Origin of the sequence: uncultured Algoriphagus sp. (assembly GCF_963974365.1) — a bacterium.
Classification (GTDB): Bacteria; Bacteroidota; Bacteroidia; order Cytophagales; family Cyclobacteriaceae; genus Algoriphagus.
In genome coordinates this window covers 301,897-323,190 of the sequence record NZ_CAXBBX010000001.1, presented here as the reverse complement: position 1 = coordinate 323,190, position 21,294 = coordinate 301,897, and the positions used below count along the sequence as shown (strand labels likewise).

24 protein-coding genes are annotated in these 21,294 nt (G+C 39.6%); 13 read left to right on the top strand and 11 right to left on the bottom strand.

Going from position 1 to position 21,294, the window contains the following annotated elements; all coding sequences use genetic code 11:
- Nucleotides 1-2 precede the first annotated feature (2 nt).
- Nucleotides 3-647 (top strand): orotate phosphoribosyltransferase, encoded by a 645-nt coding sequence (pyrE, locus tag AACZ87_RS01345; protein WP_339864108.1) that lies wholly within the window; start codon nucleotides 3-5, stop codon nucleotides 645-647.
- A 60-nt stretch (nucleotides 648-707) separates the two neighbouring features.
- Here pyrE and AACZ87_RS01340 read toward each other — a convergent pair whose 3' ends face one another.
- From AACZ87_RS01340 to AACZ87_RS01310, 7 genes are all read right to left on the bottom strand, one after another.
- Entirely contained in the window at nucleotides 708-1,898 is a 1,191-nt protein-coding gene (locus AACZ87_RS01340; RefSeq protein ID WP_339864106.1) for a hypothetical protein, read from the bottom strand.
- A gap of 6 nt (nucleotides 1,899-1,904) precedes the next feature.
- Nucleotides 1,905-2,735 carry a GMP synthase gene (locus AACZ87_RS01335; protein WP_339864104.1) on the bottom strand — a complete coding sequence of 277 codons (831 nt, stop codon included), beginning with the start codon at nucleotides 2,733-2,735 and terminating at the stop codon, nucleotides 1,905-1,907.
- Between the two features lie 44 nt (nucleotides 2,736-2,779).
- Nucleotides 2,780-3,898 (bottom strand): carboxylate-amine ligase, encoded by a 1,119-nt coding sequence (locus AACZ87_RS01330; protein ID WP_339864102.1) that lies wholly within the window; start codon nucleotides 3,896-3,898, stop codon nucleotides 2,780-2,782.
- Nucleotides 3,899-3,919: 21 nt separating this feature from the next.
- Nucleotides 3,920-4,876, bottom strand: a complete 957-nt coding sequence (locus AACZ87_RS01325) for a hypothetical protein (RefSeq protein WP_339864100.1) — start codon at nucleotides 4,874-4,876, stop codon at nucleotides 3,920-3,922.
- A gap of 24 nt (nucleotides 4,877-4,900) precedes the next feature.
- Nucleotides 4,901-5,614 (bottom strand): alpha/beta hydrolase-fold protein, encoded by a 714-nt coding sequence (locus AACZ87_RS01320; RefSeq protein WP_339864098.1) that lies wholly within the window; start codon nucleotides 5,612-5,614, stop codon nucleotides 4,901-4,903.
- A gap of 120 nt (nucleotides 5,615-5,734) precedes the next feature.
- A complete protein-coding gene (locus AACZ87_RS01315; protein WP_339864096.1) occupies nucleotides 5,735-6,247 on the bottom strand; it encodes a hypothetical protein in 513 nt (170 codons plus the stop codon).
- A 101-nt stretch (nucleotides 6,248-6,348) separates the two neighbouring features.
- A complete protein-coding gene (locus AACZ87_RS01310) occupies nucleotides 6,349-6,867 on the bottom strand; it encodes a gamma carbonic anhydrase family protein (RefSeq protein ID WP_339864094.1) in 519 nt (172 codons plus the stop codon).
- Between the two features lie 134 nt (nucleotides 6,868-7,001).
- Between AACZ87_RS01310 and AACZ87_RS01305 the strand changes: the two genes are divergently transcribed.
- The 8 genes from AACZ87_RS01305 to secG all read left to right on the top strand — a co-directional run bounded on the left by AACZ87_RS01305 (nucleotide 7,002) and on the right by secG (nucleotide 15,356).
- Entirely contained in the window at nucleotides 7,002-7,724 is a 723-nt protein-coding gene (locus AACZ87_RS01305; RefSeq protein ID WP_339864092.1) for a YceI family protein, read from the top strand.
- A 60-nt stretch (nucleotides 7,725-7,784) separates the two neighbouring features.
- Entirely contained in the window at nucleotides 7,785-9,035 is a 1,251-nt protein-coding gene (locus AACZ87_RS01300) for an anthranilate synthase component I family protein (protein WP_339864090.1), read from the top strand.
- On the top strand, nucleotides 9,025-10,128 hold the full coding sequence (gene dinB, locus AACZ87_RS01295) for a DNA polymerase IV (protein WP_339864088.1): 1,104 nt from the start codon (nucleotides 9,025-9,027) through the stop codon (nucleotides 10,126-10,128). Before AACZ87_RS01300 ends, dinB begins: the two co-directional genes overlap by 11 nt.
- Before the next feature lie 146 nt (nucleotides 10,129-10,274).
- Nucleotides 10,275-11,753 carry a tRNA (N6-isopentenyl adenosine(37)-C2)-methylthiotransferase MiaB gene (miaB, locus tag AACZ87_RS01290; RefSeq protein WP_339864086.1) on the top strand — a complete coding sequence of 493 codons (1,479 nt, stop codon included), beginning with the start codon at nucleotides 10,275-10,277 and terminating at the stop codon, nucleotides 11,751-11,753.
- On the top strand, nucleotides 11,750-13,039 hold the full coding sequence (locus tag AACZ87_RS01285) for a sigma-54 dependent transcriptional regulator (protein ID WP_339864084.1): 1,290 nt from the start codon (nucleotides 11,750-11,752) through the stop codon (nucleotides 13,037-13,039). Before miaB ends, AACZ87_RS01285 begins: the two co-directional genes overlap by 4 nt.
- Nucleotides 13,023-13,562, top strand: a complete 540-nt coding sequence (locus AACZ87_RS01280; protein WP_339864082.1) for an LptE family protein — start codon at nucleotides 13,023-13,025, stop codon at nucleotides 13,560-13,562. The genes AACZ87_RS01285 and AACZ87_RS01280 overlap by 17 nt, the downstream gene beginning before the upstream one ends.
- A 33-nt stretch (nucleotides 13,563-13,595) precedes the next feature.
- Nucleotides 13,596-14,978 (top strand): hypothetical protein, encoded by a 1,383-nt coding sequence (locus tag AACZ87_RS01275; protein WP_339864080.1) that lies wholly within the window; start codon nucleotides 13,596-13,598, stop codon nucleotides 14,976-14,978.
- Between the two features lie 12 nt (nucleotides 14,979-14,990).
- Nucleotides 14,991-15,356: a preprotein translocase subunit SecG gene (secG, locus tag AACZ87_RS01270; RefSeq protein WP_339864078.1), complete on the top strand. Its 366-nt coding sequence runs from the start codon at nucleotides 14,991-14,993 to the stop codon at nucleotides 15,354-15,356.
- A gap of 67 nt (nucleotides 15,357-15,423) precedes the next feature.
- On the opposite strand, the gene AACZ87_RS01265 is transcribed toward secG, so the two are convergent.
- Nucleotides 15,424-16,134: a hypothetical protein gene (locus tag AACZ87_RS01265; protein ID WP_339864077.1), complete on the bottom strand. Its 711-nt coding sequence runs from the start codon at nucleotides 16,132-16,134 to the stop codon at nucleotides 15,424-15,426.
- A 213-nt stretch (nucleotides 16,135-16,347) separates the two neighbouring features.
- Here AACZ87_RS01265 and AACZ87_RS01260 point away from each other — a divergent pair, with 213 nt between their 5' ends.
- The 3 genes from AACZ87_RS01260 to AACZ87_RS01250 all read left to right on the top strand — a co-directional run bounded on the left by AACZ87_RS01260 (nucleotide 16,348) and on the right by AACZ87_RS01250 (nucleotide 18,859).
- The gene (locus AACZ87_RS01260) at nucleotides 16,348-16,626 is read left to right on the top strand and encodes a co-chaperone GroES (protein WP_111613494.1); all 279 of its coding nucleotides are present in this window, start codon (nucleotides 16,348-16,350) and stop codon (nucleotides 16,624-16,626) included.
- A gap of 38 nt (nucleotides 16,627-16,664) precedes the next feature.
- A complete protein-coding gene (groL, locus tag AACZ87_RS01255) occupies nucleotides 16,665-18,293 on the top strand; it encodes a chaperonin GroEL (RefSeq protein WP_111613493.1) in 1,629 nt (542 codons plus the stop codon).
- A gap of 173 nt (nucleotides 18,294-18,466) precedes the next feature.
- Nucleotides 18,467-18,859, top strand: a complete 393-nt coding sequence (locus tag AACZ87_RS01250) for a response regulator (RefSeq protein ID WP_339864072.1) — start codon at nucleotides 18,467-18,469, stop codon at nucleotides 18,857-18,859.
- Nucleotides 18,860-18,867: 8 nt separating this feature from the next.
- On the opposite strand, the gene AACZ87_RS01245 is transcribed toward AACZ87_RS01250, so the two are convergent.
- Nucleotides 18,868-19,980, bottom strand: coding sequence for a serine hydrolase domain-containing protein (locus AACZ87_RS01245; RefSeq protein WP_339864070.1), 1,113 nt, complete (start codon nucleotides 19,978-19,980; stop codon nucleotides 18,868-18,870).
- 205 nt (nucleotides 19,981-20,185) lie between these two features.
- Here AACZ87_RS01245 and AACZ87_RS01240 point away from each other — a divergent pair, with 205 nt between their 5' ends.
- Nucleotides 20,186-20,446, top strand: coding sequence for a hypothetical protein (locus AACZ87_RS01240; protein ID WP_339864068.1), 261 nt, complete (start codon nucleotides 20,186-20,188; stop codon nucleotides 20,444-20,446).
- Between the two features lie 5 nt (nucleotides 20,447-20,451).
- Here AACZ87_RS01240 and AACZ87_RS01235 read toward each other — a convergent pair whose 3' ends face one another.
- Together AACZ87_RS01235 and AACZ87_RS01230 are read right to left on the bottom strand one after the other, a co-directional pair.
- Nucleotides 20,452-20,742 carry a GNAT family N-acetyltransferase gene (locus AACZ87_RS01235; protein ID WP_339864066.1) on the bottom strand — a complete coding sequence of 97 codons (291 nt, stop codon included), beginning with the start codon at nucleotides 20,740-20,742 and terminating at the stop codon, nucleotides 20,452-20,454.
- Nucleotides 20,743-20,745: 3 nt separating this feature from the next.
- The gene (locus tag AACZ87_RS01230; protein ID WP_339864064.1) at nucleotides 20,746-21,165 is read right to left on the bottom strand and encodes a VOC family protein; all 420 of its coding nucleotides are present in this window, start codon (nucleotides 21,163-21,165) and stop codon (nucleotides 20,746-20,748) included.
- Nucleotides 21,166-21,294 lie beyond the last annotated feature (129 nt).

The window sequence follows — 21,294 nt, the reverse complement described above, 5'->3', positions numbered from 1 at the left end:
CCATGGAAATTTTAGACAAGAATGTAGCTGCTGAAGTAGCTGATAAATTACTGGAAATTCAAGCGATTAGACTTCAACCCGAAAAGCCTTTTACCTGGGCTTCTGGCTGGAAATCACCAATTTACTGTGACAACAGACTTTCTCTTTCTTTTCCAAAGGTTAGAAAGATGATCAAAGACCAACTGGTCAGAAGTATTCAGCATTATTTTCCAAATGTAGAAGCAATCGCAGGCGTGGCAACTGCTGGCATCCCTCAAGGAGCTTTATTAGCCAATGACCTAGACTTGCCTTTCATCTATGTCCGATCAAAAGCTAAGGGGCATGGAATGGAAAATATGATCGAAGGAAAGGTAGTTCCAGGTCAAAAAGTAGTCGTCGTAGAAGACTTGGTTTCTACTGGCGGAAGTTCATTGAAAGCTACTCAAGATTTATTGGATGCTGGATTTGAAGTACTTGGCATGGTTGCCATTTTCAGTTATGGATTTGAAGTTGCTAAGCAAAACTTTGAAAAAGCTGGTGTAAAGCTTGTATGCCTTAGTCATTACGAAGCAATGCTGCCGAGAGCTGTAGAGAGAAAATACATCGCAAACGATACGCTTGAATCTCTTTCGGAATGGAGAAAAGATCCAGCGAGCTGGAAACAATAAAATAAAACAAACAAAGGCAGTGAGAAATCACTGCCTTTGTTTGTTTAATCCAAATAGGAACTATCGCTCAAAAAGCCCGATCGATCCCCCTACCCAATCTTTGTCCTTATTGAATTTCACACCGATCATCTCTCCGCGACTTAGTCTTGAAAGATTACCTACTAGCGTAGGTTTGGTGTCAGCCTCCGGCCACAGTGCCAATATCCTGACCTCCACTTTCACCTTCCCTTCTGGCGCTTGGATAACCGCCGCATAAGTGACTTTTTTCTGCAAAATGTAAAGATCCTTATCCTTCACATTTTCGATATCAGATTTCTTAACGTTGAAAACCACGCCTGATCCTGAAAACGAGAATAGTGGCTTCAATACATAATTTTCCAAATCCTCCGGAATTTCTTGCAGTTCGCTCAGAAGCTTGGTTTCTATAAAATATTTCCCCTTCAAAAAAGGGAGGATAAACTTGGAAATTCTAGTGTACCAATTCGGGTGACCAGCCCATTCCACATCCAATTCCTCTTCAAAACTAAATTGCAGTACTAAATCTTTTCGAAGGTCCAGCTCGTCAAAAATCACGCGGTTATAAACCCGTTTGATTTTCGTTTTTTCATCAGCTTCATTTTTATAAAAAAGCTGCTTTCCTTCCTTTATCACATCAGTCACACAGATAATAGGAATCCCCAAATCTCTATGACAATAGTAGAAATCAATCTTTGTGTTCTGTTTCTCGGGCTCAATTTCAAGAAGTACGACCTCCGATTTGTCGTAACCACTCAGGACAACTTCTTTTAATTTTTTCAAATATGCCTCTTCATCCATGCCGGACAGATAAGGAGTCAATTCAGCAATGAAAGGGTAATGATTCTGAAACTTGCGAAATAGATTGAATTGAAAATTGAAAACCGATGGAAAGCCCTGAACCTCTATCAGTTTTGGAACGATCTTGCCGTTTTCTTCACATATCCCGAAATCTATCGCCATAAACTGCGTATGCGCATCTTCATTCGGCACCGAGGTAGTCAAGTCAATGGATCGCTGGGTAATCTTTTTGAAATCTGGCCTTCTTACAAAATCACAAACTTCTCTACAGGCTTCCTCCAATTGAGTCCTCACTTCATTAGGGATAAAAAAAGGAGTTTCCGCAATTCTGAAAGTAGGTGCATAATTGAAATCCTCAGCTAGGTCATCAAGAAGTTTTCGATACTTTTCGTTAGAAAACTCCTTATTGAATTGATCTCTGCGGGATTCAATCATAGTGCATTAAATTAAGGTAAGCGATTTTGAAGCTCTTACTTTTTTGATGGACAATTCCAGAAAATTGGGGATCAGCGTCTCATTGGTCTTGTAGATTTTATCCTCATCGATCATGTGCTCAAGCATTTTTCTAAACTTGATTTTACCTATAGTTGCAATGATTTTCTCTTTGACTTCAGCTTTTTTCAAATGAGCTAAAAAACTCACTGGATCAGCCTCTGGGTGAAATTGCGTCCCTACCATCTCATCTGAAAATCGAATTGCCATAATAGCTCTCTCATATTGGACATGATCACGGATTTTTTCCAGAGCGATAATCTTTGATCCAAGTAATTTAAATTTCTTCAAGTCTGGTTGTACTACTTGATAATCTCTCGAATCAACAGCCCAGAATGGATTATTTAGATTATTCAGCAAAGAATCCTTCTGCCCATCAGCAGTCTTGTGCACTGACATCACTCCAAACGAAGTGGACCTTCTCTTTGTAATTGTACCTAGTCCAAAATGCCTACAAGCCATTTGGAAAGAATGGCAAATGAAGAGAATGTGCTTTTTATGGCTATGATTCTGATTCCAAATCCAAATCTGATCTAAGAAATCGAAGTACTTTAAATCCCAATTTCCATCTCCATCCATTGGATTTCCCGGTCCGCCAGTCGATATAAAGAGATCGTAATCTCTTATCTCGGGAATCTCAGCCTTCCCTCTCACATCAAATATTTTACAAGTGACTTGGCTATCAAATCTAGCTACGATCTCCTTGATACAACGCATCCCCTGATTTGGCTCGCCATCGTACATATCTAAGATCGCCAAGTTCAATTTTTTCTTTCCCACGTTGCCTTTATATTAATTTTCGCCCGCAAAGGTAATCAAAGCACTTAAATCCCCTCTGTAAACTTTGAAGTGATCATATCTACAACTTTCTTCAAATCTTGAGTCTGGTCAAAAACAGCCAATTGCTGGTCAGCTCCAGTTCCACTTTTGAGAATTTGGTGCACATAGTTGATTTCTTCTCTGCTATCTAGCTCATCTACGACATCATCAATGAAATCAAGCAGTTCCATGATCAATTCAGAAGTTGGAACCTCTATTTTCCTACCGAAATCTATCAGTTTACCTTCTATCCCATTTCTGGCTGCTCTGAATTTATTTTCACGAATCAGGGCAATTCGGTAGATGTTGAAACTGGTATTGCTCAGCAATAACTTATACAATTTGGCTACTACTGCTTGAATTATCGAGACAATACAAATCGTCTCATCGACTGTGAGACACATGTCGCAAATCCGGAATTCAATCGTGCTGAAAAATGGATGGATTCTAAGATCCCACCATATTTTCTTTGGATTATCTATACAATTGGTTTTCACCAGTGTCTCTAGATAATTATCATAAGACTGAACTGAGTCAAAATACTCCGGCAATCCAGTTCTAGGGAATTTGGCAAAAATCTTTGCTCTAAACGCTTTAAAACCTGTATTTCTACCTTCCCAAAAAGGAGAATTGGTAGTCAAAGCATAAATATGAGGAAGGAAATAGCAGGCTTGATTCATGAGTTGAATCGCTATTTCCCGATTATCAATTCCCACATGGACATGAAGTCCAAAGATCAGATTGGACCTAGCGATATCTTTCAACTCATCTACGATGGTGTGATATCTAGGATCGTCTGTGATCTCCTGATCTTGCCATCTAGCAAAAGGATGCGTACTCGCGGCCCCAACTACCAAGTCTTGATTTGATGCTAGTTCGGAAATTTTATTTCGAAGAGAAGAAACTTCAGCTCGAGCCTGAGCTACATTCTCACAGACGTTTGTCCCAACCTCCACCACAGATTGATGCATCTCCGCTTTCACTTGCTCCTTGAGGGTGATTTTTCCTCCCTCCACTATTTTTGACATGTGTGATCGCAGATCCCTGGTTTCGGGATCGATGATTTGGTATTCTTCTTCTACTCCTAAGGTGAACTTTGGGAGCTTTTTTGGGGATAATGCCATGATGGGTCGTTATTCTAAAAATTAAAACCGTGTACTACTTGCTACAGCATCTTTCATGAATGTGCCCCAAGTCAGGTTCATCTTGCCTGGCATTTGTGCTTTAGCATAGGCAATTGCCATTTTTGCAGCTTCTTCTACCACCCAGTCAAAATTCTCCTGACCTACAGAATTCACATCTGCATCTGGAGCCGGGTTTCCAAAGTCTATTGCATAAGGAATTCCGTCTTTCACGGCGAATTCAACGGTATTGAAATCGTAACCAAGTCCTTTGCAAAGACGAATGGTGTAATCTTTCACTGTCGCCAATAATTTCTTTGAAGCGGGTGGCCCATCTACGACATAGCGCAAATGATGTGGATTTCTTGGCTCATAAGGCATGATTTTCACTGCTTTTCCACCCAAGCAATAGACTCTGAAATATTCTTCAAAGACTATTTCCTCTTGAAGCATCATGACGAGTTGTCCCGTTTCTGGGTGAGTTCTGAAAAACTCTCCCTTATCCTCCAAGCGATACACATTCTTCCATCCACCACCTGCATAAGGCTTCATATACGCTGGAAAACCCACATAGTCAAAGATTCCTTCCCAATCTAAAGGAGCTACCAGATTCCTAAATGATTTGCCTGTAGTATCATCGGGATGCTTTGCCGAAGGCAAAATTACAGTCTTTGGAAGTGGCACTCCCAGCTGATCTGCTAGCGCATTATTGAAAAACTTATCATCCGCACTCCACCAAAATGGATTGTTGATGACAGCCGTACCAGTCAAAGCGGCATTTTTCAAATATGCTCTGTAGAATGGCACATCCTGAGAGATTCTATCTATGATGACAGCGTATTCTGATAGGTGATTCTGAATCACTTTATCAATTTTCACTGCTTCTGCAATGATTCCTTTTTCAGCTTTTTGATTTACTCTATCAATAAAAGCTTGAGGAAAAGTGTCCTCCATTCCGAAAAGTATTCCTATTTTTTTCATATCAAAGATTTATAATTAGCTGATCTAGTTAAACTTAATTCGGCTGAGGTAATGAGGAAACATTTCCTTCCAAACATCCCAATCATGCTGACGGTTTTGACGCACATCGAACCAATGGTTTACGTTTTTTGCTTGCAGCGTATGGTGTAGCTTGATGTTAGCATCATAGCAGATATCCCAGTTTGACGTTCCCAATACAATATCCATTTTCCATAATTCCTGATCATGAAGTCCTGGAAGATATTCCAGAGGATTATTGTAAAAGATATCATCGTGTTGATAGCCATCCATAAAGCTGCGAATGTCAAATGCCCCAGACATGCTAAACATGTGACTTACATATCCTGGATGTCTAAAAGCAAAATTGGCAGCATGATAGCCTCCAAAACTACAGCCTGCCATTACCACTTTGGCAACTGATGTATTCAGTCGGATTCGTTCTACTATTTCATGACAAATCATTTTGTCATAGGCCACATGGTGTTGGATCCGTTGATGAGGATGAATATTCTTGTTATAAAAACTATCAGCATCATTACTTATGGGACAATAGATTTTGATAAGTCCCTGCTCAATATACCACTGAGCCGATTTCACTAAACCCATGTCCCGGTTTTCATGAAAAGAGCCTTTTGAAGTAGGGAAAAGAACAACTGGATACCCAGCATGCCCAAAAACCAACATTTCTACATCCCGATGTAGATGCGGAGAAAACCATTTCAAATATTCTTCCTTCATAGATAAAATTTCAATAGTTATTCAAAAAGTAGAGGTTTTCTCTTCCTTTCAAATACTAGTCAAAATTTCCTAAAAAGAAAAGAAACTGGTATTAGCTTATCAAGAAAAAATTATTGCATTTCAACCCTTGACATCTAGATCAGGCTGATTTCTTAAAACATAATTCCTAACCAAACCTACAATTAGAAACAATACACAACCTAAAACACAAACCCATTTTGCAGTAGTAAAAAAAGAGGCAAAATATCCTAGTATGTAATTCTCAGTTGGGAATGTCACTATGAGGGTGGAAACAATGACGTTTTCAAGGAAATCCAATGCAACAATGGCAACTGGTAAAAAGAGAAATTTTCTTCGCTTCCATGTTTTGCTGAAAAGCCCAACTAGTAATAAAAAATAGATCATCATGTACGGAGTGTCCAACGCCCAGATGACCATCAAATATTTTTCTCGGGTTTCCTCCCCCATCATTTCCAATAGATGATATGCTTCGCTTGCCGAATAGGCAAAGCGGATATCCAATGCCAAACCCTGAGGCATAAATCGATTAAGAAGGAAGTTGAACAGAATAAAAAGGATGAATAATACGAGAAGGTAATTCTGCTTTCCGAGTTTTTTGAAAAAAGAGTCCATTGAGTCTAGAAAAAATAATTTTTGAAAAAAGAATATGATCAAAGTTAAACTATTTCAATTTAACTAGTGAAAGATTAGGATCCCTTAAACCTATTGGTACCTTATATTTTACCTTGGAACCAACTTGCATACATCGGGTAGTTCTTAGCAGTTCTGGTGATCACTGCATCCATAGCTTCTCCAGTATCTTTTACTTTTTTGGCAGGCATTCCCGCATAAATACTGTTTGCCTCAACAATTGTATTCGCCAAAACTACAGCACCGGCTGCGATCACTGCACCCGAATGAATTACTGCTCCATCCATTACGATAGCTCCCATTCCTATCAAAACCCGGTCATGAATAATGCATCCATGCACAACAGCATTATGAGCAATAGATACCTGATTCCCTATATAAGTTCCTGATTTTTGGTAAGTACAGTGAATTACTGCCCCATCTTGGATATTTGTATCGTTACCGATTTTAATCTCATTTACATCACCGCGGATGACGGCATTAAACCAAACCGTGCAATTTTCACCCATTGCCACGTCACCCACAATGGTAGAATTTGGAGCTAACCAACAATTCTCACCAAAGGCAGGAGTTTTCCCTTGTACTTCCAGAATTAAAGCCATATCTGTGCTATCTCTAATGTTTCGATTATTAAAATATCATAAACAAAGTTTCACTTTTTCTTTTCTGTATCGAACTTTTTAGCAAATTTTGAGTTTACATGTATATACATTTAATTTGAAACCAAACTATTACCATGAAAACTATCAAACAAACTGGCCTTGTTCTAGCGGCCGCACTGATGACATTCGCTTGTAGCAAACCTGCCGATACGGTAGAAGCAACTGAAGCACAGGAAGTAGCACAATCTGAAGGAACTACGCTTACATTGAATCCAGAAGCATCTAAAATTGCTTGGATGGGTTACAAACCAACTGGCCAGCATAATGGAATCATTCCTGCTACTTCAGGAACAGTAACTGTTGATGGAACAGAAGTAACTGGCGGGTCATTTACTTTCGATATTACTGCACTTGAGATCCATGACATGGAAGCAGGAACTGAAATGCATGGCAAACTAAGCACGCACTTACAGTCAGACGATTTCTTCGATGCAGCTAACCACCCAACTGCAACTTTCGAGATAACTGCTGTTGAGCCTTTCTCAGCAGATGATGTTGTAACTGACGAAGAGCAGTTTGTTTCTGACAATACTCCTAAAGCAAACAGCGAATTAGCTCCTGAAGCTCCAAATTATTGGGTAAGCGGTAACTTGACTATGAGAGGCACGACTAAAAACATCAAATTCCCTGCAACTATCAATGTAACTGATGGAACTGTGACTGCTAAAGCTGGTTTCAACATAGACAGAACCGATTGGGGGCTTGCTTACGGTGACGAAGCATCTGTGGCTGACAAGGCAAAAGACAAATTCGTTTACAACAACGTTGGTGTGGTTTTGGATGTAAAAGCCAATTAATCATAACAAACTCATTTGAAAGAGGAATTCTAACAGGATTCCTCTTTTTTTGTGCTATCAATGAAAAGCACTTCCTTCATATACCCTATCTCTGATCCACATTTGATCGAAAAGTTGTGTCGTTGGGCAGACTCTAAATTCGACTTTTTTGCGTTTACAAATGGGAATGGGCATAACTATCCTGAAGGCCCCTTTGCTTTGAGGTTTTTTGCAGGAAATAATCAACTAGCTGAAAAAGAAGTCTGGAGCAATACTTCCACATTCTTAAGGGTGGGGATCATAGGGTATGATTATAAAAATCAATTAGAAAAACTCTCAAGTGAAAATGAATCCTTTTTCGATCTTCCGGAGATTTGCTTTTTCCAGCCTACTTTTACACTTGAATTTCAATCTGAAACTATTCATTCCGATATTGAACTCACAGAGGAATTCTGGGAAGAAATAGAAAACACAAAAGTCCCATATTCATCCAATACAGCTTGCTCAGTTTCTCCACAAATCTCTAAAGAAAAATACCTGGAGAAGGTAAAAACGATTCAAAACCACATAGTCGAAGGCAATACCTACGAGTGCAACTTTTGCCAAGCGTTCTCTGGTAATTTTGAAAAGTGGGACCCAATCGCAGCTTACTTTGAGTTGAAAGAACTTTCCCCTATGCCTTTTTCAGCATTATTCAAGGCAAATGAAAAATGGCTCGTTTCAGCTTCTCCAGAGCGATATCTGAAAAGAACGGGAAGTAAAATCATTGCTCAACCCATAAAAGGTACGATCAAACGAGGCAAATCAGAGAAAGAAGACATGGTCAACAGACAAACATTAGCCGGCAGTGAAAAGGAACAAGCTGAAAACTTGATGATCACGGACTTGATGCGAAACGATCTTTCAAAGGTTTCCAAGACCGGATCTGTTTCCGTCACAGAACTTTTCGGCATCTATCCTTTGCCGAGGGTGTTTCAGATGATCAGTACAATAGTATCTGATTTGCAAAGTGAAATACGCTTCTCCGATATCATTCAGGCCTCCTTCCCGATGGGAAGTATGACTGGTGCACCCAAGATCCGAACGATGGAAATCATAGAAAAACTTGAAAGTTTTAAGAGAGGTTGGTTTTCCGGTGCGTTTGGAGTGATTGAAGAAAACGGAGATTTTGATTTTTCAGTAGTCATTCGCAGCATCATCGCCGATTTGGAAGTGAAAAAACTCTATTTTGGAGTCGGCAGTGCAATCACTTATGACGCCAATCCTAATCAAGAATATGAGGAATGTAGTCTCAAAGCTCAAGCAATTCTAGAGGTGCTTCGTGAAAAATGAAAAAGATATATATCCGAATCCGATCAGGAAAATAATCCACGTGGACATGGATGCATTTTATGCGTCGGTAGAGCAACTTGATCATCCTGAATGGCGCGGAAAGCCACTTGTCGTAGGCGGAAATGCAGCTAGAGGCGTAATCGCTGCCGCGAGTTATGAAGCTCGGAAATACGGCGTTTATTCAGCCATGCCTTCGGTTTTAGCCGCTCGAAAATGCCCACAGCTTATTTTCGCTCCTGCGAGATTTGATCGCTATAAGGAGATTTCCATTCAGATTAGAGAAGTTTTCTATGAATACACCGACCTAGTTGAGCCTCTTTCTCTGGATGAGGTATTTATGGACGTCACGGAAAATAAGAAGGGATTAAAATCTGCCATTTTAATTGCCAAGCAAATCAGGCAAAAGATCAAAGAACGAACAGGATTGAATGCCTCAGCTGGTGTTTCTTACAATAAGTTCTTGGCCAAGATTGCATCCGATCTAAACAAACCCAATGGTCAAGCTGTGATTCTTCCTGAGGAAGCCGAGGATTTTTTGGAAAAGCTCCCTATCAAGAAATTTTTTGGAATAGGAAAAGTGACAGCCGAGAAAATGAGTGGATTTGGGATTCACAACGGTAAAGACCTCAAGCAATTTTCACTTCAATACCTCACAAAGAAGTTTGGTAAATCAGGCATACACTATTTCAATATCGTTCGGGGCATTCATCTTTCTGAAGTTCAGCCACATCGAATTCGTAAATCACTCAGTGCAGAAAACACCTTTGAAAAGGATCTTTCAGATATAGAGGAACTATCTGAAGAATTGAAAAAAATCTGCGCTGAGCTTATCAAACGAATCAAAAAATCCGGGATTAAAGGGAGAACGGTCACCTTAAAAATCAAATATTCCGACTTCACTCAACAAACCCGAAGTAAAACCCAGGAGCAATATCCTGACGAAGATCATATCTGGGAAATCGCTCAGGAGCTTTTAATTCAAGAACCTTTCACCAATTCAATTCGCTTACTCGGATTAGGCATATCCAACCTCAACATTATAGAAGAGCACCAGCATTTTGGTGAACAGTTGAGGATTCCTTTTGAAGGATAAGCTTCTACTCAGTCCAGAACTTTATTCAAGCAAACTAGGCTAGCTATTACCGATACAGGAATTAACAAAATAAAAGAATCAGACATCCTGCCATTTTGTCCGCATTTTCGTAATTTCGCCATCCCAAAGAAGGAAAGAAGAAGTACATGAATAATTTGATTGCAGACATTGATATCATCTCAGGGGAAGAAGCACAAGCATGTGACTTCAAAACCACTATAGATGAGAACACCGGAAAAACCAAAAAACTCTACATTGAAAGCTACGGATGTGCGATGAACTTCGCCGATTCCGAAGTGGTAGCTTCGATCATGAAAGAGGGAGGATTCGACACCACTTCTGATTTTTATCAAGCCGATGCTATTTTCCTTAATACTTGCTCCATCCGTGAAAAAGCTGAGCAGACCGTAAGAAAGCGACTCACAGATTTTCAAAGAGCCAAAAGAGCTAAACCTTCACTCACAATCGGAGTTTTGGGCTGCATGGCTGAGCGATTAAAAGAAAAATTGCTTGAGGAAGAAAAACTGGTGGATATTGTGGTTGGTCCTGATGCTTATCGCGACTTACCAAACCTACTTTCAGTTGCTGAAGAGGGTCAAAAAGCAGTAAATACATTTCTTTCTCGTGAGGAAACTTACGCTGACATCTCTCCTGTTCGACTGAATTCCAATGGAATCACAGCATTCATATCTATTATGCGTGGATGTGATAATATGTGTTCCTTTTGCGTAGTACCGTTTACTCGAGGTAGAGAAAGAAGTCGCGATCCACATTCCATAGTGGCTGAAGCTCTAGACCTTTTCTCTAAAGGATACAAGGAAGTGACCTTACTTGGCCAAAATGTCGATAGCTACAAATGGTCTCCTGAGGAGAACAATAAGGCAAGACTGAACAAAAAAGAAGAAGAAGTAAGTACCGTTGTCAATTTTGCCAATTTATTGGAAATGGTAGCATTGGTAGATCCATCTCTAAGAATTAGATTCTCCACTTCTCATCCAAAGGACATAACAGATGAAGTCTTATACACAATGAAGAAGTACGATAACATCTGCAAATACATCCATTTACCAGCGCAAAGCGGGAATTCCCGCGTATTGGAAATGATGAATAGAACCTACGATCGCGAATGGTATTTGGAGCGAGTTTCCAAAATCAAGGAGATCTTGGGAGAAGAATGTGGTATCTCATCCGATATGATCACTGGGTTTTGCACAGAAACTGAAGAAGAGCATCAGGATACACTTTCCTTGATGGACATCGTCAAATTCGATTTTTCCTACATGTTCTTTTATTCTGAAAGACCAGGAACTTTGGCAGCAAAGAAGTATGTCGATGATATTCCAATGGAAGTAAAAAAGAGACGTTTATCTGAGGTCATTAAAAAACAAAGTTCATCTTCCCTAGAAAGAAATAAGCTTGATTTAGGCAAAGAGCAAATAATACTTGTCGAAGGGGCATCTAAAAAATCAGCTGATGAATTCAAAGGAAGAAATTCCGCAAATAAAGTCGTAATCGTCCCAGCTGGAAACTTCTCCAAAGGCGATTACTTAAAGGTAAAAATCACCGATTGCACTCCTGCAACGCTTTTTGGTGAGGTGATTGAAATAAACCCGACTACTAAATGATTACAAATCCGGAAATACAAAGTGTAAAACAACGCTTCGGAATCATCGGAAATAGCCCTTTGTTGAATCACGCGATTCAGGTAGCAATGCAAGCAGCTCCCACCGATATGACTGTGTTGATCACAGGAGAAAGTGGCAGTGGAAAGGAAAGTTTCTCGAAGATAATTCACTCACTAAGCGTAAGAAAGCATGGTAAATTCATTGCCATTAACTGTGGTGCAATTCCAGAAGGAACGATAGACTCAGAACTTTTTGGACATGAAAAAGGCTCCTTCACAGGAGCTCATGAAGCTAGAAAAGGATACTTTGAGGTCACTGATGGCGGCTCTATATTCCTTGATGAAATTGGAGAAATGCCATTGGGAACTCAGGCAAGGCTTCTGAGAGTGTTAGAAAATGGCGAATTCATCAAGGTGGGTTCTTCCAAAGTCTTGAAAACGAATGTCCGAGTGATCACTGCTACCAATGTCAAACTTTTGAAAGCAGTAGAAAAAGGGAAGTTCCGGGAGGACCTTTATTACAGACTAAACACTGTTCCGATTTTTGTCCCACCGTTGAGAGAACGTGGGGAGGATGTAGTTTTACTTTTCAGAAAATTCACCTCGGACTTTTCAGAGAAATATCATGTAAAGCCAATTTCTCTGGATATAGAAGCTCAAGCTGCTTTGATGCGTTATTCATTCCCGGGAAATATTCGTCAGTTAAAGAACATTGCGGAGCAAATCTCTCTTCTGGAAAGCGAAAAGGAAGTAGATGCAGCTACACTTGCGAAGTACCTCCCGTCAGATAATTCTCGTCTTCCGATGGCACTTCCCAACATGTCAAAAAACAGTGATTCATCCGATTTCTCAGAGCGGGATTTACTGTACAAGGTGCTTTTTGATATGAAAAAGGATATGAATGAATTGAAGAAACTCGTCCTGGAGTCGTATCAAAATGGTGGATTAAACCAAACTATCATTCAAAAGCATCAAGGACTTTTTGAAGATATGGATAGCGGATTTGGCTCAAAGGAAAGTACAGAATCGAGTTCCAGTTTCGTTCCTTTAGTGATAGATTCCCAGAAGGCGAATTCGTCCAATGAGGATGACTATGAGGATGATGCCATTGAAGACATTATCCATGAGGAAGATGACAACTCACTTTCGCTTGAAAAAAAAGAAAAGGAGATGATTTTGAGAGCTTTGCGTAAGCATAATAATAAGCGAAAATACGCAGCAAGTGATCTAGGAATATCCGAGCGCACCCTTTATAGAAAGATAAAACAATATGAAATTGACCAATAAGCTCCCTCTATTTGCCTTTGGGTTAGTCTTTTTCTTATTCCAAAGCTGCTCCGTCAAATACAGCTTTACGGGAACAAATATAGATTATGACCAGGTAAAGACATTTACGGTAGAAAACTTCTTTAACGACTCAGGAGGAGGGCCTGCAAACGTAGAGCAAAAATTCACCGAAGCACTGAAGGAGTACTATCAAAGAAACACCCAACTGGAGCTGGTGAGATCAAATGGCAACTTGCAGTTTATGGGGGCAATTACACGATATACTTCGACTCCACAGGCCGCAGTATCTAGCAGTGACCCGAATCTTCCTGATCGTGCTGGAACCATGCGCCTGACGATAAGCATAGAAGTGGAATATATCAACACCACCAATGAGGAGGAAAATCTCAAGAGACCATTTTCCTTCTTCAAAGATTACGACCCAAGGACTACTACTTTATTGGATGTAGAGAATGAACTTGTAGACGAAATTTTCACGAATATTATTCAGGATATCTTCACTGCGACGGTCGCAAACTGGTAATTTGTCTATATTCAAGCCCAAAGAACTTTACACTTGAACGCTGCCCAGTTTTTAGAAATCATCCAAAAAACAAATTCTTTAGATGGTAGTGAGATAGTACAGGTACAGAAGGTTCAGAAAAATTTTCCATATTTTCAGATTCCATATATCCTTGAAGCACGCTATGAATTTCAGAATGAAATAAGCGAAAAATCATCCGCCCTAGCCTATGCAGCGATCACAAGTCCTGATAGAGTTTGGATGAAAACTCAGATCGAAAGGAAAAGAGCAAAAGAAATCTTGCCTGAGGAAGAGAAAAAGGAAGAAGTTGCACAAGGGAACAAGGCAATAGACCTCATAAAGGCTATTAGCAAAAAAGAAGTCAAACTGGAATCGATCAAAGAGATCGAAGCAAACCAAAATATTAAAAACCAAGGCGCAGGTAGCAGGCCGATTATTTACAACTTAAGCGCTGCCACCATGCGCTTAACTATTGTAATTGAGGTAGAATATATCAATACTTCCAATGCAAATGATACTTTAAAAAGACCTTATACGTTTTTCAAAGATTACGATCCCCTAACAACTTCATTTTCTGATATGGAAAGTAAGTTGATAGCCGAGATCGCCATTATCATCCAAGATATTTTCACTTCGACTGTCTCTAGTAATGATTTTACTTATATTCAAGCCAAAAGAACCTATCACGTGAACGCATCCCAATTTTTAGAAATACTCCATAATTCAAATTCGTTAGATCGAGGTCAAATTCTTCAGCTACAAAAAGTGCAGGAGAATTTCCCTTACTTTCAAATCCCTCATGTACTCATCGCACGCTATGAATATCAAAAAGATGGTACAGTATTAACTCCAGCAATGGGATATGCCGCGATCACTAGTCCTGATAGAATTTGGTTGAAAACATTGGTTGAAAAGCCTGGCGAAACACTGGAAGAATTGCAAGAAGTTGTATCGACCCCGGAAGTCAAAACCAAAGAAGAGGCGCCTATTCCAATCAAAGAAGAAGTCCAAAGTCCAGTAAATACTTCGGAGGATATAGCCACACCTGAGCCAGTCAAACCAAAACCTCGAAGAAGAAAGCCTCCAAAAGATGATCTGATGGAGACGATTAAAAGAAAGGAGAAGAAGGAGATTCTTGATGAGAAAAAGAAGCAGCAGATTGATTTGATTAAAGCATTCAGTAAAAAATCAATCAAAATGGCCACTATCAAGGAGATCGAAGCAAACCAAAACACGGAAAATCTGGCAGCTGCCAGCACCAAGATCAACGACAACTTGATCTCAGAGTCTTATGCAAAGATTCTTGCGAACCAAGGAAAGAAGCAATTGGCAATAGAAATTTATGAGAAGTTGGTATTGAAGTTTCCGGATAAAAGGACTTACTTTGCGGACTTGATTGAAAAACTGAAAGATTAACACCCACATTATATGTTTACTTTATTGATTACTATTATCCTAATTCTAGCTGTATTGCTAATCCTAGTTATCCTTGGCCAGAATTCTAAAGGTGGAGTTGGTGCGGCTTTCGGCGGCGGTGCTTCTCAAATCATGGGTGTAACCCGTACCGGAAATGTGCTTGAAAAAGCAACTTGGGTATTAGCGGTTTCCATTCTTGTGCTTTCATTGGCATCTTCTGCTTTCTACTCAGGAGCACAATCTAACCAATTCTCTTCTCCAAACATTGAGAATGCTAAACAGCAAGTGGTAGCTCCTACTTTTGGTGAAGACCAAAGCTTACTTCCTGCAGCTACTGAAGAAACTGCAACTGAGCCTGATACTACTTCAGGAAACTAAGAAGTAAAGTTCTAAGATAGTTCAAGTCTGCTCTTCCAAGGGCAGACTTTTCTTGTTTACGGCCTATTTACATTGAAACAGACTTGAGTAAAAGCCGCTTGCTGATAGGCACCAGTGTTTCTTCGAGTGGAAATTCCTGTTGGCTGTGTATCCTCCAAGTCGCAGGATTGGGCAGCTCCTTGATCTCTCGGATCAAATCCATTTTAATCCTTTCAAGGGTATTCACCAAGCTTCGCTGAAAAACGCCAATCAGCCACATACTGATACTTCTGAACTTTTCCCCGGCAAAATGCAGCAAACTGGATTTGTAGCGATATGCATGAATATCCTGTTTTTTGTCCCGGGACATCAAAATGTAACCTTCTTTATTGTAAATTGGGACGATACCAACTGGCTCAAATTCCAGTTGATCTTCCACATAATCGTAGATCTTCTTTCCTTCCTCGATCTGTGATACGATTTTTGGCAAAGCAAATTCAGTAATCATCGATAGCTCCTTCATCACTCCGTCCTCTCCCACTTTTGATTGGTAATTCAGTTTTCCTTCAATAAAATCTATGGAATCCAGTCGCTTTGGAAAAAGCTCATTCAGCTCAGAACTGTTTGATTTCAATTCATTCAAATCACGGTAATGATCTATCAGGTCGCTGAGAACAGGATAAATTTTCATCTGATTGAAATGCTTGTTTGTTTCCTGCAGATAGGCTAGCAATTGGTACTTTTTATACTCAAAATCAATCAAGCCTTCCGTAATCCAATTTTTTGGCAGGGTTGTCATAGGAAATAGGTTTGGTAATAAATTACAAATTTCTGACAAGTTTGAAAGGTCTTTAGCAAAAATGGCAGTCCTTTCTGCCAAAAAAATCCCAATCCGCGCCCTAATTCCCCACGAATGACAGCCTATTTGTCAGCCTTTCTCCCTAATCCTTCCTTGGCACAGGAAGTGCTATTAGGGAGTTACATTTTAATCTAACCTTAAACAATTTATATTATGTCAAAAGTAAACATCAAACCTCTTGCAGACAGAGTTTTGGTACAACCTGCTGCAGCTGAAGAGAAAACAGCTTCTGGTCTTTATATCCCAGATACAGCTAAGGAAAAGCCACAGAAAGGTACTGTTGTGGCAGTAGGAAATGGTAAAAAAGATGAGCCTTTAACTGTAAAAGTTGGCGATACTGTTTTGTACGGTAAATATTCCGGTACTGAGCTAAGTGTAGAAGGCAGCGATTATCTTATTATGAGAGAGTCTGACATCTTTGCAATCCTTTAATAAATCATCCTTAATCGTTAACTCAAAATAGTAACAATATGTCTAAGCAATTATTTTTCAACACAAGTGCAAGAGATCAACTGAAGAAAGGCGTTGATGCACTTGCTGACGCAGTAAAAGTGACATTGGGACCAAAAGGTCGTAATGTGATTATTGACAAAAAATTCGGTGCACCTACTATCACTAAAGATGGTGTGTCTGTAGCAAAAGAAATCGAATTGGCTGAGCCAATCGAAAACATGGGCGCTCAGTTGGTAAAAGAAGTAGCTTCCAAAACTGCTGATAATGCAGGTGACGGTACTACTACTGCAACTGTACTAGCTCAATCTATCTTCGGTGTAGGTATCAAAAACGTAGCTGCCGGAGCTAACCCAATGGATCTTAAAAGAGGTATTGACAAAGCAGTTTCTGCTGTTGTTAAGCAACTTCAGGCTGATTCTAAGCAAATCTCTACTTCTAAAGAAATCGCTCAAGTAGCGACTGTATCTGCTAACAATGACGAAGAAATCGGAACAATGATTTCTAACGCAATGGACAAAGTAGGTAAAGACGGTGTGATCACTGTAGAAGAAGCAAAAGGTACTGAAACTGAAGTGAAAACTGTAGAAGGTATGCAGTTTGACAGAGGTTACCTTTCTCCTTACTTCGTGACTAACACGGAGAAAATGGAAGTTGAATTGGAGCAGCCTTACATCTTGATCTACGACAAGAAGATCTCTTCGATGAAAGAATTGCTTCCAGTACTTGAGCCAGTAGCTCAGTCGGGAAAAGGTCTAGTAATCATCTCTGAAGATGTAGACGGAGAAGCTCTTGCTACTCTTGTAGTAAACAAAATCAGAGGTGCCTTGAAAGTTGCAGCTGTGAAAGCTCCAGGTTTCGGTGACAGAAGAAAAGCAATGTTGGAAGACATCGCTATCCTTACTGGCGGAACAGTTATCTCTGAAGAAAGAGGTTTCAAATTGGAAAATGCTACTATCGACATGCTTGGTAGAGCTGAGAAAATCAACATTGACAAGGACAATACTACTCTTGTGAATGGTGCTGGTGATGCAGCTGCTATCAAAGGCAGAATCGCTGAAATCAAGGCACAGATTGACAAAACTACTTCTGATTACGACAGAGAGAAATTGCAGGAAAGACTTGCTAAACTTTCTGGTGGTGTAGCTATCCTTTACATCGGTGCTGCTACTGAAGTAGAAATGAAAGAAAAGAAAGACCGTGTTGATGATGCACTTCACGCAACTAGAGCTGCCGTACAAGAAGGCGTTGTAGTAGGTGGTGGTGTAGCGCTTGTAAGAGCTGCTGAAGCACTTAACAACCTAAAAGGTCTTAACGAAGATGAAGATACTGGTATCAACATCATCAGACAGGCTATCGAATCTCCATTGAGAACTATCGTTTCCAATGCGGGTGGTGAGCCTTCTGTAGTGATCAATAAGATCAGAGAAAACAAAGGTAACTATGGCTACAATGCAAGAACTGACGTCTACGAAGACTTGTTCAAAGCAGGTGTAATCGATCCTACTAAAGTAACTCGTTTAGCTCTTGAGAATGCAGCATCTATTGCAGCACTTCTTTTGACAACAGAGTGCGTAGTAGCTGATATGAAAGAAGAGTCTCCTGCAATGCCTCCAATGGGTGGCGGAGGAATGGGTGGAATGATGTAATCATCCCCTGGGATACTTATAAAGGAGGTTCCTTGGAACCTCCTTTTTTATTGCCTGAATATTAGGAGATGAGAAGAATTAAATTAAAAAAGGTAGTTAAACCTTTTTCTTGGATCAGTATTAATTGTATTTTGGCTTTACCATAAAGACCTTTTTCTATCGTAATTCTATAAATGATCCAATTTGACACCATTTTTCTAGTGGATGATGACCCCATTAATAACCTTATAAATAAAAGGCTACTTGGAAAAGTCAATATTGCTGAGAACATTATAGAATTTCTCGAAGGAGAAGAGGCCCTAATCAAACTCAAAGATTTTGATGAACATCACAGGCTATTAATTTTTCTGGATATTAATATGCCTGTATTGAATGGTTGGGAATTTCTGGACAAATACCAACTTCTTCACCCAAATAGGACTGATAAAATAATCATTCTATCAAGCTCAATTGACTATCAAGATCGATTCAAAGCTCAAGGGTATAAGGTTGTGACCGGGTTTTTAGAGAAACCCTTGACCCTAGATAAAATAAAACTTCAAATGGAGAAATACGAGCAAGAATAAGTCGTATCCTATTCAATAACAGGATTCAATCTATCCCAAAGATCCTTCATCAATAAAAAAGGAACTGGTAAATCTCCCGGAGCTCCGCCCATTCTTACGATAACCAATCCTTCTGATGGCACTACCATCAAAAATTGTCCATTCTTGCCCATGGCTTGATACATATCTGCCGGAGCATTTGGCACCAGCATTCCGGGAAATACTGTTTGAGACTGAGGTATCATATAAGAACTCTGCCCATTCAGCCAAACGAGGTATCCATAGCTTCGATTCAGGCTTTGAGAAGATTTAGATAACTCATCAAAATAATCCCCTGACCAAATCTGAGTACCATCCCAATTCCCCTTTGCTAGCAATAAAAGACCAAATCTGGCAAATGAGCGGGCATCAGAGTAGAACACATTATTTTCACCTGTTTTCTGCCAAAAACCTTTCATACCAATCTTTCCTCCCAAATTCTCAGTGAAGAAATATTGAAAGCTTTGGCCAGAGGCATTTTGAACAACCTGCTCTAACAAGGTATAAGGAGCATTGTGGTATGCCCATCTTTTTCCCGGCTCAGCTAAAAACACTAGTGAAGAAGGCTTGGTTACATCTGGATTTGCTACTCCATCATCCAGTCCAGTTGTCATGGTAAGCTGATGAATTAACCGAATATCACGTTCCTGATTATTAGGTAAGGAAGTCCAACCTTCTCCAAGATATTTTTGAGTTCGGTCATTTGTTTTGAGCAACTTTTTATTCTCAGCAATACCCACCAATGTAGCAGTGAGGGTTTTTCCAGCAGAAGCCCAATACCAATACGAATTTTCATCCATCTTCCCCACCCCAGTCAGCTTATCACCCCAATATTCTTCCACGACAATCTTCCCATCTTTCAAGATGATAAATGCCCTAGTATCTTGGGTCGGGAGCCAGGCTAAGAATTCAGCAAATTTCACCCCATCCCAGCCTAATTCTGCTATAGGCTGTTTTTCCCAAATGGAAGATTCAGTTGAAGGAAAATAAAGATTGGAAGGAGTTGAAGTAGGTTTTTGTGCCTCTGCACAGGAATAAATCAAACATGTCAAGTACACTATAAAAAGTACTCTTAAGGTGATTCTAGTTACTTGAAAATGCATACGATTCCAAAAATCAAGGTGAAAATTTTAGTACAATTTAGATTGATGAATTGAATCATGGTTTAAAACAATGTGATTAAAAGCTACTTTGCCAGTAGAAAATATTTATTCAAATGGCCTCACCAGACTCTTACTCACAGGTAATAGACCCCATGTCTCTACTGCTACGTAGAAAATCAGTATCTTAGAGAAAAATCAGAGAACAATGACAGGAGGAGCCGGCTTTATTTCTTCAGCAAACAAATCTTCTAAGGAGAATCGAAATCTGGGTAAAATTAGACCTAAATCAACAGTTTCTGATGGGGTTTCGCGCGAAAAAAACATGGATAAAGCTGATGTTAAAAGTATTGATGAAAGCATCAAATACAGAAACAACAGATATTCTTCAAACTCCAAAAGTGGCTATTTTTTCACCACAATAGTGATTTTAGTACTAGCCTGGATTATTTGGGTTGCCTTTTTTTAAACTCGCTAGCTAAGCACATCTCTCAGTTCTTCCTTTTTCTGAAACATCGCCTTTGCAAATGGGCAAAGCGGAATGACTTTGATCTCTTCTTTCCGAACGTATTCTACCAGCTCCTTCAAAAGTTTTAATCCTATTCCTTGACCTTGAAGGCTATCATCTACTTCGGTGTGCTCTATAATCATCTTTTTTGCACCGGCCATCACATAAACCATTTCAGCAAATCGCTTAGCTCCTTCTTGGATGAAAAAAGAACCTCTTCTCCCATCAGTTTCATGTTCGATTTTTATTTCACTCATAGTTTAGCTCGTAGTTTTTCCTTCAGTCATTTCATCGTAAACTTCGTCTACTGCCTCCCATAGCTCAATGCTGTGTCCATCCGGATCTAGTACATGCACAAACTTCCCATATTCTGTATCATCGATCTCATCCAAAATAGTAACTCCTTCTGCCTTTAATTCTTTCACCAGTTCCACGAGATTTTCTACACGGTAATTGATCATAAATTCCTTTTCTGAAGGTTTGAAATAAGTAGTATCATCCTTCATCGGGGACCATTGGGTAAAACCTTTTTGATTTGGATCTTCAGCACTTCGCCATTCAAAAGTAGCTCCATAGGCATCTGTATTTAGGCCTAAATGCTCTTGATACCAATCCTTAGTTTTAGCAGGGTCTTTTACTTTGAAAAATATCCCACCGATACCTGTGACTCGTTTTTTCATTTGATTTCTTGATTGTTTTGATTTATCAAGATAAGGATATTCGCAATCCAAAAAACAGGCAATGGAAGTTCAAGAATAACTATGTGCAAATATTAGTACTGAAAACTGATCTCTGAGACTGCCCACTGC

Coding starts and splice junctions, on each gene's coding strand:
- pyrE (WP_339864108.1), top strand. CDS start 3: ATGGAAATTTTAGACAAGAATGTAGCTGCTGAAGTAGCTGATAAATTA.
- AACZ87_RS01340 (WP_339864106.1), bottom strand. CDS start 1,898: ATGATTGAATCCCGCAGAGATCAATTCAATAAGGAGTTTTCTAACGAA.
- AACZ87_RS01330 (WP_339864102.1), bottom strand. CDS start 3,898: ATGGCATTATCCCCAAAAAAGCTCCCAAAGTTCACCTTAGGAGTAGAA.
- AACZ87_RS01325 (WP_339864100.1), bottom strand. CDS start 4,876: ATGAAAAAAATAGGAATACTTTTCGGAATGGAGGACACTTTTCCTCAA.
- AACZ87_RS01320 (WP_339864098.1), bottom strand. CDS start 5,614: ATGAAGGAAGAATATTTGAAATGGTTTTCTCCGCATCTACATCGGGAT.
- AACZ87_RS01315 (WP_339864096.1), bottom strand. CDS start 6,247: ATGGACTCTTTTTTCAAAAAACTCGGAAAGCAGAATTACCTTCTCGTA.
- AACZ87_RS01310 (WP_339864094.1), bottom strand. CDS start 6,867: ATGGCTTTAATTCTGGAAGTACAAGGGAAAACTCCTGCCTTTGGTGAG.
- AACZ87_RS01305 (WP_339864092.1), top strand. CDS start 7,002: ATGAAAACTATCAAACAAACTGGCCTTGTTCTAGCGGCCGCACTGATG.
- AACZ87_RS01300 (WP_339864090.1), top strand. CDS start 7,785: ATGAAAAGCACTTCCTTCATATACCCTATCTCTGATCCACATTTGATC.
- miaB (WP_339864086.1), top strand. CDS start 10,275: ATGAATAATTTGATTGCAGACATTGATATCATCTCAGGGGAAGAAGCA.
- AACZ87_RS01285 (WP_339864084.1), top strand. CDS start 11,750: ATGATTACAAATCCGGAAATACAAAGTGTAAAACAACGCTTCGGAATC.
- AACZ87_RS01280 (WP_339864082.1), top strand. CDS start 13,023: ATGAAATTGACCAATAAGCTCCCTCTATTTGCCTTTGGGTTAGTCTTT.
- secG (WP_339864078.1), top strand. CDS start 14,991: ATGTTTACTTTATTGATTACTATTATCCTAATTCTAGCTGTATTGCTA.
- AACZ87_RS01265 (WP_339864077.1), bottom strand. CDS start 16,134: ATGACAACCCTGCCAAAAAATTGGATTACGGAAGGCTTGATTGATTTT.
- AACZ87_RS01260 (WP_111613494.1), top strand. CDS start 16,348: ATGTCAAAAGTAAACATCAAACCTCTTGCAGACAGAGTTTTGGTACAA.
- groL (WP_111613493.1), top strand. CDS start 16,665: ATGTCTAAGCAATTATTTTTCAACACAAGTGCAAGAGATCAACTGAAG.
- AACZ87_RS01250 (WP_339864072.1), top strand. CDS start 18,467: ATGATCCAATTTGACACCATTTTTCTAGTGGATGATGACCCCATTAAT.
- AACZ87_RS01245 (WP_339864070.1), bottom strand. CDS start 19,980: ATGCATTTTCAAGTAACTAGAATCACCTTAAGAGTACTTTTTATAGTG.
- AACZ87_RS01240 (WP_339864068.1), top strand. CDS start 20,186: ATGACAGGAGGAGCCGGCTTTATTTCTTCAGCAAACAAATCTTCTAAG.
- AACZ87_RS01235 (WP_339864066.1), bottom strand. CDS start 20,742: ATGAGTGAAATAAAAATCGAACATGAAACTGATGGGAGAAGAGGTTCT.
- AACZ87_RS01230 (WP_339864064.1), bottom strand. CDS start 21,165: ATGAAAAAACGAGTCACAGGTATCGGTGGGATATTTTTCAAAGTAAAA.